General features: G+C 44.4%; 14 protein-coding genes and 1 pseudogene. 7 read left to right on the top strand and 8 right to left on the bottom strand.

Annotated features, from left to right (window positions below; genetic code table 11):
- Window positions 1-173: 173 nt before the first annotated feature.
- Window positions 174-455 (bottom strand): sporulation transcriptional regulator SpoIIID, encoded by a 282-nt coding sequence (gene spoIIID / locus V6D41_RS09175; protein WP_019715977.1) that lies wholly within the window; start codon window positions 453-455, stop codon window positions 174-176.
- A gap of 14 nt (window positions 456-469) precedes the next feature.
- Window positions 470-580, bottom strand: a complete 111-nt coding sequence (locus V6D41_RS09170) for a protein usd (protein WP_087992655.1) — start codon at window positions 578-580, stop codon at window positions 470-472.
- Between the two features lie 224 nt (window positions 581-804).
- On the opposite strand from V6D41_RS09170, the gene V6D41_RS09165 reads away from it, so the two are divergent.
- Window positions 805-1,218: a MarR family winged helix-turn-helix transcriptional regulator gene (locus V6D41_RS09165; RefSeq protein ID WP_333517987.1), complete on the top strand. Its 414-nt coding sequence runs from the start codon at window positions 805-807 to the stop codon at window positions 1,216-1,218.
- Between the two features lie 21 nt (window positions 1,219-1,239).
- A complete protein-coding gene (locus V6D41_RS09160; RefSeq protein ID WP_087992657.1) occupies window positions 1,240-2,427 on the top strand; it encodes an MFS transporter in 1,188 nt (395 codons plus the stop codon).
- 92 nt (window positions 2,428-2,519) lie between these two features.
- Here the strand turns inward: V6D41_RS09160 and V6D41_RS09155 are convergent, their stop codons facing one another.
- From V6D41_RS09155 to V6D41_RS09140, 4 genes and pseudogenes are all read right to left on the bottom strand, one after another.
- On the bottom strand, window positions 2,520-3,926 hold the full coding sequence (locus V6D41_RS09155) for a right-handed parallel beta-helix repeat-containing protein (RefSeq protein ID WP_333517986.1): 1,407 nt from the start codon (window positions 3,924-3,926) through the stop codon (window positions 2,520-2,522).
- Between the two features lie 104 nt (window positions 3,927-4,030).
- Window positions 4,031-5,503, bottom strand: coding sequence for an allantoin permease (pucI, locus tag V6D41_RS09150; protein WP_333517985.1), 1,473 nt, complete (start codon window positions 5,501-5,503; stop codon window positions 4,031-4,033).
- Window positions 5,504-5,701: 198 nt separating this feature from the next.
- Window positions 5,702-5,954: pseudogene (locus V6D41_RS09145) on the bottom strand (MFS transporter); the annotation flags it as partial.
- A gap of 197 nt (window positions 5,955-6,151) precedes the next feature.
- Complete coding sequence (locus tag V6D41_RS09140; RefSeq protein WP_333517984.1) at window positions 6,152-6,613, bottom strand: hypothetical protein; 462 nt, start codon at window positions 6,611-6,613, stop codon at window positions 6,152-6,154.
- Between the two features lie 285 nt (window positions 6,614-6,898).
- Between V6D41_RS09140 and amtB the strand changes: the two genes are divergently transcribed.
- The 3 genes from amtB to V6D41_RS09125 all read left to right on the top strand — a co-directional run bounded on the left by amtB (window position 6,899) and on the right by V6D41_RS09125 (window position 9,233).
- Window positions 6,899-8,113 carry an ammonium transporter AmtB gene (amtB, locus tag V6D41_RS09135; protein ID WP_148962544.1) on the top strand — a complete coding sequence of 405 codons (1,215 nt, stop codon included), beginning with the start codon at window positions 6,899-6,901 and terminating at the stop codon, window positions 8,111-8,113.
- Between the two features lie 11 nt (window positions 8,114-8,124).
- Complete coding sequence (locus V6D41_RS09130; RefSeq protein WP_333517983.1) at window positions 8,125-8,475, top strand: P-II family nitrogen regulator; 351 nt, start codon at window positions 8,125-8,127, stop codon at window positions 8,473-8,475.
- 176 nt (window positions 8,476-8,651) lie between these two features.
- Window positions 8,652-9,233 (top strand): undecaprenyl-diphosphatase, encoded by a 582-nt coding sequence (locus V6D41_RS09125; RefSeq protein ID WP_333517982.1) that lies wholly within the window; start codon window positions 8,652-8,654, stop codon window positions 9,231-9,233.
- A gap of 40 nt (window positions 9,234-9,273) precedes the next feature.
- On the opposite strand, the gene V6D41_RS09120 is transcribed toward V6D41_RS09125, so the two are convergent.
- Both V6D41_RS09120 and spoIIQ read right to left on the bottom strand, forming a co-directional pair.
- A complete protein-coding gene (locus V6D41_RS09120) occupies window positions 9,274-9,696 on the bottom strand; it encodes a VanZ family protein (protein ID WP_333517981.1) in 423 nt (140 codons plus the stop codon).
- 110 nt (window positions 9,697-9,806) lie between these two features.
- Window positions 9,807-10,679, bottom strand: a complete 873-nt coding sequence (gene spoIIQ / locus V6D41_RS09115) for a stage II sporulation protein spoIIQ (RefSeq protein WP_148962541.1) — start codon at window positions 10,677-10,679, stop codon at window positions 9,807-9,809.
- Between the two features lie 142 nt (window positions 10,680-10,821).
- Between spoIIQ and V6D41_RS09110 the strand changes: the two genes are divergently transcribed.
- A complete protein-coding gene (locus V6D41_RS09110) occupies window positions 10,822-11,313 on the top strand; it encodes a GNAT family N-acetyltransferase (protein WP_333518165.1) in 492 nt (163 codons plus the stop codon).
- Complete coding sequence (locus tag V6D41_RS09105) at window positions 11,310-11,828, top strand: DUF5362 family protein (RefSeq protein WP_333517980.1); 519 nt, start codon at window positions 11,310-11,312, stop codon at window positions 11,826-11,828. The genes V6D41_RS09110 and V6D41_RS09105 overlap by 4 nt, the downstream gene beginning before the upstream one ends.

Here is an 11,828-nt window from a genome sequence, read left to right as displayed (position 1 = left end):
ATATCCTCCTTGAAAATCTGTTTCACAGTAAATATCCACATTGTGCCCTAATTATATATATTATCATAAAATATAGAAAAAAAGTTGGAAGCACATTAAGTTCTTTACAAATTTTTGCGGATGTTTTATGAACGATTTCAGGGAAGACACTGCTGGCTGATGACAGCCGGTGATTACGATTGCTGAACAGGTTCTCCTTCGAGAATATCGTCTTTTTTATATTTCAGTTTTGTCGCTTCTCCTCCTCTTAAATGCCTGATGGATTTATGATAATCGAGTATTTCTTTCACTTCGTTTGCCAAGTCAGGATTAATTTCAGGCAGACGCTCTGTTAAATCCTTGTGTACTGTACTTTTGGAAACACCAAATTCCTTCGCAATGACACGAACGGTTTTCTTTGTCTCCACGATGTACTTTCCTATCTTGATTGTTCGCTCTTTGATGTAATCGTGCACACCACTCGACCTCCCTAAAATGGATGTGAGAAGTGTGAAATGAGATCCGTATTCTGTAAAGAGTCATTCAGTATGCCGCTTCTTCGTTGTATGGTTTTAAAAGTAAGTTTGTGAAATATGCCCACGATCCCTCACCTCAAACACTCTCTTTGTTAGGTTTGTAACAGTGTATTAGCATTCCTTTGGGAATATGCTAAAAACTCAATAAGGACAAGGGGTGAAACAAACTTTTTCAGCTTCAGCAAACTATTTCGTGTCACTACATTTTTATCTTTACATCCCTTCACCGCTCCTGTAGAATTAAAAAAGCGATTAGTTACTTAGGTAAGTTTTTTAGAAGGAGACCGAAATGACCTACGTCAACAGACACCTCATTCATCAAATCAACCAAAGCGCCCGCCTGATTGCCAAGAAAGCCAATGAACAGCTGGAGCCATTCGGCCTTTATTCCTCTCAATGGTCAGTTTTATATTGTTTGCGTACGATCGGACCAATGACTCAAAAAGAGATTTGGTCCTATTTAAATGTGGAAGCGCCGACTGTGACACGGACGATCAAACGTCTGGAAGAAAACGGCTGGGTACAGAGACGGCAAGGTGAAGACAAACGGGAGAAACTTGTTGTTCTCACAAAAGAAGCTGAGAAAAAATACGAAGAAATCAATGTGAAAATGCTGAAATTCGAGGAAGAGCTGCTTGCGGATTTCCCGGATGAAGAAAAGGAAGCTTTTTCTCATTTATTTCGCATGTTTTTACAACAATGAAAATAAGGAAGTGACATACATTTGAAAAAAGCGGATGCGATATGGACCAAGGATTTTATTATGGTCCTGCTTGTCAATTTATTTGTGTTTGTGTTCTTTTATACATTTTTAACTGTCCTGCCGATTTATACGATTCAAGAGCTTGGCGGCACAGAATCACAGGGCGGGCTTTTAATCAGCCTGTTCCTTCTGTCTGCGATCATTACACGGCCTTTCTCCGGAGCCATTGTTGAGCGTTTCGGGAAGAAAAGAATGGCGATCGTCTCTATGGCGTTATTCGCCCTTTCGTCTTTTCTGTATATGCCGATTCATAACTTTTACCTGCTGCTCGGATTGCGCTTCTTCCAAGGGATTTGGTTCAGCATTTTAACGACTGTTACAGGTGCAATTGCAGCCGACATTATCCCGGCCAAACGCCGCGGTGAAGGGCTTGGATACTTTGCCATGTCTATGAACCTCGCCATGGCAATCGGGCCTTTCCTTGGGCTGAACTTGATGAAGGTCGTAAACTTTTCTGTATTCTTTACAGCCTTTGCGCTGTTTATGGTTGCAGGCTTGCTTGTTTCGTTCTTGATAAAGGTGCCTCAAAACCAAGACAGCGGCACGACTGTATTCCGTTTTTCCTTCGCGGATATGTTCGAAAAAGGCGCACTTAAGATCGCAACGGTCGGTTTATTTATTTCTTTCTGTTATTCAACTGTCACAGCGTATTTGTCTGTATTCGCCAAATCAGTTGATCTTTCGAATGTCAGCGGATATTTCTTTGTTTGCTTCGCGGTGACAATGATGATTGCACGCCCGTTCACAGGGAAATTGTTCGACAAAGTCGGACCGGGCATTGTCATTTATCCATCAATCATGATTTTCTCAGTAGGGCTCTGCATGCTGTCCTTTACACATAGCGGCATGATGCTTCTGCTTTCAGGAGCGGTTATCGGTCTCGGATACGGTTCAATTGTTCCTTGCATGCAAACATTGGCGATCCAGAAATCTCCGGCTCACCGCTCTGGTTTTGCGACGGCAACGTTCTTTACCTTCTTTGACAGCGGAATTGCTGTAGGTTCGTATGTGTTCGGATTGTTTGTAGCGTCTGCCGGCTTCTCTGCCATTTATTTATCAGCGGGGCTGTTCGTTCTGATTGCTTTGCTTCTCTACGCGTGGAGCCAGAAACCTGCTGAGGCTGAAGGGAAAGTGTCTATTGCGGAATAACTCTCAGACTGCCGAAAAACCCGGCAGTCTTTTTTCATATAAAAATCGGCGTCCTGCTCCGTTGAATGGCAGAGGACGCCGATGATTGTATGTTATTCAATGACCGGCCGCGCAGGTGAATCAGGATCTAACGTAAAGTCATAGGACTCTTCATCACGATACATCGGATCGGCATAAATGGATTGCTGATCGTTATTTGTCGCTTTTCGATACGCTGCAAACGAATCGTATTCATTCTTTTTCCACATCCATATACCGTCTTGATCCGTTTCCTTATGGTACACGTTATGATTGACCGTATTGCCTTCATTTGCCGTAAAATCGTTTCCGATAAATAATCTTGAATCGCTGGCCGTCAATATATTCTTTTCGATTGTGTTGTTTTTTGTTTCGTACTGCAGCAGCAGCTGGCCGCCATACAGCCCCTTAGTGTCATTCCGGTACATAATGTTGCGGGCAATCAGAGAATTGCTGGTGCCGCCCCGCTTTTTGTCATACCCTCCGACTGAAATACCGGTGTACGCATTGTTGTACACTTTGTTGTCTGTTATCTGAATAGCTGTTGCGTATTTCCCTTTGTGTTCAGACGTTGCTTCAATCCCAATATCATTATTGTAAACTGTGTTTTTCTTAATCTCGATACTGTGCCCTCCATCGACATATATCCCGCCCGCTGAGTAATCATCTCCATAAGCAGGATTTCCGTAAGTTGAGTTTTGATAAACCGTATTGTTTTCTACGACTCCGTTTCGCACGTAATCGTTATTGGCCGCGATTCCCTCATACCCGATAAGGTCGATCCCGATGTTGTTATTGTTGCGGACCACATTGCCCGCAACGGTGAAGCCGTCAATATTTCCGTTCAGCACAACCGCTTCACTTGCTCCAAGCGTCAGATTCTCTACAGTATTGTCCTCGATTTGAATGTCTTTCATGCTGCCAGTCCCATAGACTGCGATTCCGTGGGCATTTCCTTCATCCGCTGTTGTCTTAATGTCCCGGACATGAGTGTTCTGAATCGCAATATGACTGCTGGAGCCCGATACATAAATCCCCATAGCAGTTGCTTCCTCAGATGAAACAGAAAGATCTTGAATCGTTAAACCGCTGATGGCAATGTCGTGTTTATCGTGAATATGAATGAGCGGTGTTTCATATTCTGCGTCCGCAATGGATTCTCCGCTGATCACGACTTTTTCATTTTCATAGTTTCGGAACGTGATCGGTTTTCCGTCTGTACCGCTGTGCTTTACCTCAAGGGTTTCATGATACGTGCCTCCCCGAATCATGACGGTTGTGCCGGCGGCAGCCTCCTCGGAAGCATGTGCCAGTGTACGAAACGGCTTGTCTTTTGTTCCTTCATTTTGATCACTGCCATTTGGCGAAACATAGATGCAGTTCCCTTGCTCCTCCCCATTCGCTTTTGTCTTATCAAAAACAAAGGCAAGGATGACGGACGTTAACACACCTGCCAAAAGAATAAAATACCATTTTCTCATATTCGATTCCCATTTCATTTTAGAATAGATTTCTAAAACAATTATAAATGTTCTATTTATGGAAAACCATTTCAAAAATATGAATATATACCGTGAGATAGATCTTATTCAGCCCGACGAACCTGCCCAGATTCAAACGTCTCAATCGACGACGAAGCCGGCGGGTGAACACGCATCAGAACAATATAGAAAAGAAATGAAATCAGCACACCTACAAACCAGGAAATATCGTATAAGCTCTTCAACGCAGGAACATACATACCAATCAGAGAAATCAGCGCACCCAAAATCGTGGCTGCAAACGCACGGTAATTGTAGCCTTTAAAATACACATAACGCCCTGTTTCGGAATACAAGTCATCTACCGAGAGATCCCGTTTGCGAATAATAAAGTAATCAGCCATCATCACGCCTGCCACCGGACCAAGCATGCCGCCTATTAAGCCCAGAAACGCATATACGCTTGTCGCACTCTCCATCAGCTTCCACGGAACCGTAAATAAAGCGAGCAACGCAGTGATAAAACTGCCGCGTTTGAAATTAATATATTTCGGCAGGGCATTCGCTATATCATAAGCGGGTGATACGATGTTCGCGGCGACGTTTACAGAGATCGTGGCAATGCAGAGCGTAATCACGGACAATACGATGACATAAGGGTTATCAAACCTCGCCAAAATATCGACAACGTCCCAAATCGGCTCACCGAAAGCAACCTGCGAACCGGAGGTCACTGTAATACTGGCAAACGCAAACAGCGCGAAGGTTCCCGGCAAACCGTAAAATTGCCCTTTGATTTGCTCTTTTTGCGTTTCAGCAAATCTTGTGAAATCAGGTATATTTAAGATCAATGTCGCCCAGATGCCGATGATGCCGGTAACCCCGGCAGCAAACGGCCAAAATGTTTCTGAAAACGTATGGAACTTTCCCGGCTGGGAATAGATCGGCCCCAATCCTCCGGCAATATCAACGGCCCACCATACCATGCCGCCAAATACCAGATACACTAAAGGACCAGCCCATACCTCAAAGCGTTTAATCGATTCCATGCCGTGATGCAACACGAGTAAATGAATGGCCCAAAAGAATACAAATGAAAGCAAACCAGATAAGTGAATGCCGAGAAGGTTCCACTCGCCGCCAATTTCTCCCCAGCCCGGCCACATATTTAAAAGCAAAATGTTCAGCGCCGTGCTTCCAGCAAAGGTCTGAATGCCGAGCCACATGATCGCTGTAAACGCCCTTAGAAGCGCCGGAATATTCGCGCCGTATATTCCGTAAGAAGCCCGGATGATCACCGGAAACGGCAGCCCATATTTTGTCCCCGCATGACCGTTTAATGCCAAAGCGCCAAACAAGATAAGCGATGCCGTAATAATGATTGCCAGCACCTGCCAAGGCGAGAGGCCGATCGCAATTAATCCGCCCACCGTCGCGTAGGTCGGTATATTATGTATACATCCCATCCAAATGGAGGCAAAGTTCATTGCTTTCCACGTTCGTTTTTCCTGTCCCAAAGGCAGCAGATCTTCATTGCTCAGTCTGTTGGATTGATGCTGGCTCTCTTTTAATGTCATAGCCGGCTCCCCTTTCAATATTGTCTGTTTTTCGTTACATGTTCAGTTTTCTGACATTTGATGTCACTTAATATAACTGAAAAGTCAGACAATAACATTGGCTATGATATACAATTTTCCTGTTTCTATTTGAACAGCTTAAACAAGAAAAAGAGACAGACCCCGCGCCTGTCTCTTTTCTCACGATGCAGTTTTCATTCACGGCGCAAATTCCCCAGCTATAAACAGGCTCGCTCCGCTCGCAATGATCATGATAATGCCCATCCTATCAAAATGGGCTGCCATAATTTCTTTTCCAAAAAAGAAGACCAAGGATCACCGAAGACAAAATCGACTCTAAATAACCTCTGGCTTGAAACAGCCCTGAAGTCGCCCCCGCCATGTTGGAAGGACTTGTTTCCAGCATTGCCGCTTGAAGCGCGACACTTCCAAGTCTGCAACCTATACCCAAATTCCCAGAATGTCGAGCTGCCGGATAATCATTTTGATTCCTATCCCTGTTTTCTGATCTTCCGGGGAACATATACATGCCCAATAAGATGCTTGTGAAATACCCAGAAGGAGCGATTTCTCATGATTTTTCTTTTATGTAAAAGTAGCAGGTCGTGCATACGAACAGACCGGCAAGCACTGTCATCATAAAGGGTGTCATCGCTTCATCACCTGCCCGCCGTTTAACGGTTCCTGCCTGAAAATGCCCATGAATTTACTGCGGTCCACCCAAAGCAGGACGAGACACATCACCATTAATATCGTGCTAAGATCCTGCACGCCAATGTCAAAACAATAGTTAATCAAGACGATGTTCATAATAATCGGCATAAATACAACCGCCCCTAATGCAGCTGTTCGCGGGATCAGCAATAAAACAGCTGCAATGATTTCACCGAAACCTATGAACAGTTCATAAACATGAGAATACCCGAAAAATGTCCACGCAATAGTAAATCCTTTCCCAGCAGCTGCCTCGATTCCAGGCGTTACCTCACCAAACTGGCCGATCACTACTTTCGCCAGGCCGTATACGAAAAAATTAAAGGCTAAAAACAATCGGAACGTCGCTGGAATCGATTTACTTATCGCTCTCCTGAACCTGCCGCCTTTGTTCATAACGAACCCTCCTCTTAGTGTATTAATTAAGTTAGTACACTTAATACACTATAAAACATTCTAATTATTGTCAATTCCCTTTTCCGCTCATATAGACAGCATCTTTTATAGATACAAAGTCTTATAATCGTAAAAAATGCCATTTCCCATTCTTTACACCCTCGATAACATTCCCTAAAAAACCATGTAAGGAAATCTTACATGAAAATGTTTTATCATTCTTTTTTCTCTATAATGAGGAAATATAATAATTCTTTTATTCTGAAAAATACGGAGGAATGAGACATGCAAATGGGCGATACAGTTTTTATGTTCTTTTGCGCTTTACTCGTGTGGCTGATGACCCCGGGATTAGCGTTATTTTATGGAGGAATGGTAAAAAGCAAAAATGTGCTGAGCACCGCTATGCACAGTTTCTCTTCCATTGCCATCGTTTCCATCGTTTGGGTGCTGTTCGGATATACACTCGCCTTCGCACCAGGCAATTCAATCATTGGCGGGCTGGAGTGGGCCGGTCTGAAAGGGGTTGGATTTGATCCGGGAGATTACAGTGATACCATTCCCCATTCATTATTTATGATGTTCCAAATGACGTTCGCTGTTCTGACAACAGCCATTATTTCCGGCGCTTTCGCAGAGCGGATGCGATTCGGCGCTTTTCTTTTATTCTCTGTTTTATGGGTTTCCTTAGTTTACACGCCGGTTGCGCACTGGGTATGGGGCGGCGGCTGGATCGGCCAGCTTGGCGCGCTCGATTTCGCCGGCGGCAACGTTGTTCATATTTCCTCCGGTGTGGCAGGCCTTGTTCTTGCTATTGTGCTCGGAAAACGGAAAGAAGGCACAGCGCCTTCTCCGCACAATCTTATTTACACCTTCTTAGGCGGGGCTTTAATTTGGTTCGGATGGTTCGGTTTTAACGTCGGCAGCGCCCTGACCTTAGATGATGTGGCCATGTACGCCTTCATCAACACAAACACTGCAGCGGCAGCCGGGATTGCCGGCTGGATCTTAGTAGAATGGATCATTAACAAGAAACCGACGATGCTCGGAGCGGTATCCGGCGCAATCGCCGGGCTTGTGGCGATTACACCGGCAGCTGGATTTGTCACTCCGTTCGCTTCTATTATTATCGGCATCATAGGCGGTGCGGTTTGTTTCTGGGGGGTTTTCTCGCTCAAAAAGAAATTCGGATATGATGATGCGCTCGACGCCTTTGGGCTGCATGGCATCGGCGGCACATGGGGCGGAATCGCAACAGGATTATTCGCGACTACCTCTGTTAACTCGGCGGGTGCGGACGGATTATTCTACGGTGATGCCAGCTTAATCTGGAAACAAATTGTAGCCATCGCCGCCACTTATGTTTTTGTATTCATTATCACTTTCGTTATTATTAAAATTGTAGGCCTCTTCCTTCCCCTTCGCGCAACCGAAGAAGAAGAGTCACTTGGGCTTGACTTAACGATGCACGGGGAAAAAGCATATCAAGATACTATGTGAGGAGTGACGCTATGAGCGGTCAAATGTTCAAGGTAGAAATTGTAACGCGTCCGGCAAATTTTGAAAAGCTGAAACAGGAACTCGGAAAAATTGGAGTAACCTCTCTGACCTTCTCCAATGTTCACGGCTGTGGCCTTCAAAAAGCACATACGGAGCTCTATCGAGGGGTCAAAATAGAAAGCAATGTATATGAGCGTTTAAAAATTGAGATCGTGGTCAGCAAGGTTCCTGTTAATCAAGTGACTGAGATCGCTAAAAGGGTCCTGAAAACGGGATCACCCGGCGACGGAAAAATATTTATCTATGAAATCAGCAATACGATCAACATCCGCACCGGCGAGGAAGGACCTGAAGCACTGTAATCGTTGTGAAGAGATTCGGAATTCCGGATCTCTTTTTTTGCACATAGAATCCCCCCAGAAAGACTGTCTCCCCTTCGAATTCTCTTCAAGCATCACGCTTTCCGGCAAACTTTTTTTGATTTGAAACTTTTTACGAGTATAATGAGTCTACTATTAAAAATGCAAAAGGTGATTATTTGAATTACGAACTATTTAAAGCCATCCATGGACTATCTCATCACAATTCGGTTCTCGATTCCATTATGGTCTTCATAACGGAATATGCCATTGGCGCTTACGCCCTTATCCTGCTGACAATCTGGGTGTTCGGGAACACGCAAAGCAGAAAAAATGTGCTTTACGCAGGCCTTACAGGGATTGCGGGTCTTATCATCAACTATTTGATTTCGCAAGTTCATTTCGAACCGCGCCCGTTCGTCGCACACACAGTGCATACGCTGATTCCGCATGATGCGGATGCATCATTTCCGAGTGACCACACGACAGGCGCGTTAGCGATTTCTATTGCGATGCTTTTCAGAAATCGCAAAATCGGCTGGCCGCTTGTCATTTTCGGGCTTTTGACAGGCTTTTCGAGAATTTGGGTAGGGCATCACTATCCGGCAGATGTATTAGGCAGCCTCGTTGTCTCTATCATTATCGGGTTCCTATTCTTTAGGTTTTCAGATCTGCTTCGCCCATTCGTCAATTTGATTGTAAGAATCTATGAAGCCATCATTAATAAGCTGACGAAAAAACCAACCGATCAAAATTTCTAAACACGATAAAAGCCGGCGTCTGAATCCAAGACAGCCGGCTTTAATATTTTTCATACATCTCATGTTTTCTCCGCTTCGCCAACACATATAAACCATAAAACAATACAATTCCAACAGTATCAATGAGCACATCCCGAATACATCCGTTTCTGCTGAAGAAGAGCTGAAGAACTTCTGTGAAAAACGCAAACGCGAAAGTGCCGGCTGCAGCTGCTTTTATGCTGCCCCGCTGTTTCCACAGCAAATAGGTCAGCACAAAGAAGGAAAACGCGTGCCCAATTTTTTGAATAAACGCTTCAGGTACAGCAAGCTCAGCAAAATCCATCACTAAGAATTGAGACAGATCGGGATGCGGCTGAAAATGAAAAGCTACCGTTTGCGATACGACCATGCCGCTGAAGCTTTCCGTACAGACAGAAAGCAGAATAAAAAGGGTCCAGCCTCCGAGAAATAGACGGTTCATGACATAACCTCCTATATAGCGTACGTGTCAATGTGTAACGACATAGACGGTGAAACAAAGCAAAAAGTAACAGAAAAAAACGCCCATCACACGGATAGACGTTTTCTTCATTAAGACTGCTCAGTGTCTTCTGTTGTGCTGCTTTCTTTAGAACCAGATTTGTCAGTTGAATCATCCGTTTTTTCACCGGATTTTTCTTCTGTTCCTTTATCAGTTGATCCGTCCTTTTTCTCGGAAGATTGCTGAATAGATTCTTCTGTTTCTTCAGTGGCAGCTTTTTCTTCAGCTGCTGCTGCTTTTTCAATAGAAGAAACTGGCTTGTCCATAAAGTTCAACGGGTTCATTGCGACTCCGTCTTTACGGATTTCAAAATGCACGTGGTTTCCGCTGTCTTCACTGTAAAGGTTCTTGCCAGACTTTCCAATCACTTGGTTTTGTTTTACCTTGTCACCTTGCTCAACACTTACTTCAGAAAGAGATTGATACACAGTTGATAAGCCGTCTGCATGTTCAACTTCAATCACGTATCCCAGCACTGGATCTTTTTCAGCTTTGACAACCGTACCGCTCAGAGAAGCAGAAACATCGAAATCTTTTCCGGCTTTCTCAGCTAAGTCAATTCCTTTGCTTAGGCTGTACGTGTTATTATAGGTAACGAGTGCTGCTTCTTTCTCTTCTTTTGCGGCATCGGTTTCATAGAACTTTTTCACAACAGATACGTTTTCAGAATCAACAACCGGCATAGCGACATTTTCCATTGACTTTCCTACTTCAACTGCATCGTCGTTGTTGTCATATGCGGAGTTTCCGCCGTTATCAGCCAACTGATCCTTTACATCATCATTTGATACAGATTGATACCAAAGGACAGCTGTTAAAATGACGGCCGCACTGACTAAGTAAATTGCAGGGAACACCCAGCGTTTACGAAAAAACTGCTGAAGTTTTTTGACTTGAGAAGTTTTCTTTTCTTCCTCTCTCATTGTTTCATCACCTCAGCAACATTCTGAACACTTTTCTGAAAATATATACACCTATACAAAAAAACTTTTTTTAAATGTAGTTTGCGCAGGCTGATACGAAAATATGTGATTTTTTTGAGAGGAGTGCCAAATACGTATGAACATGACATTGCGTCTTGCTGAACATAAAGATCTGGAGGCTGTTGTCGCGATTTATAATTCAACGATTGCTTCGCGAATGGTAACAGCCGATACTGAACCGGTAACACTTGAAGACCGGATGGAGTGGTTTATGGGTCATACAGAGTCACGGCCGCTCTATGTTGCCGAAGACGGAAGCGGGAACGTTGCCGCCTGGATCAGCTTTGAAACATTTTACGGAAGGCCCGCCTATAATAAAACAGCGGAGGTCAGCATATACATTGACGAAGCATGCCGCGGCAAAGGCGCCGGATCATATTTGCTCCAGGAAGCGCTTCGCATTGCGCCGGAACTTGGCATCCGCTCACTTATGGCCTTCATTTTCGGACATAATAAACCAAGCCTGAAGCTGTTTGAAAAGCATGGGTTTGCAGAATGGGGATTGTTCCCCGGCATCGCCGAAATGGACGGCAAAAGATACGATTTAAAAATTCTAGGGAGAGAGCTATCATGATTAGTCTGGATAAAGATGAAAACGAGATTGAAAATCATAATGAAGGAAATGATGCCGTTGAACAGGAGCTTGCGGCTGAGGAAAGTGAGAGCCGCCAGCTGAGCGCCGCTGCTGTCAAGTCGCTATCAGACATTGCCAAGTGGGGCAAACTGTCGGGCATTTTGCTGATCGTTATGGGATCGCTTGCCACACTGTCTACCCTGATGACAGTGATCGGCGCCATTCCGGGCGTGCTGCTCATTATTTCGGGTGTTTTTCTGATGCGTTCAGCAAAAGCAGCCGCGGAAGCCGAAGGAAATCTTGCCGGCAGCGCTGGTGAAAGCATGCTTGAGAATTACGGAAAGTTTATAAAAATGCAGTTGTTCTACGCTGCATCCAGTATTATTTCGGGCCTGATCGGGATCGTTATGGTCATTTTCATACTGGTGATTATCGGCATTGCCGCTTATGAAAGCACCGATACGTATGAAGATACGGATTCTTATTACTATGAGGATGATCCGGTGTTTGAATAA

The sequence above is a fragment of the Bacillus sp. 0102A genome, from assembly GCF_036765155.1.
GTDB lineage: Bacteria > Bacillota > Bacilli > Bacillales > Bacillaceae > Bacillus > Bacillus subtilis_G.
The sequence above is the reverse complement of the archived record's forward strand: the minus strand, read 5'-3'. Positions and strand labels throughout refer to the sequence as shown.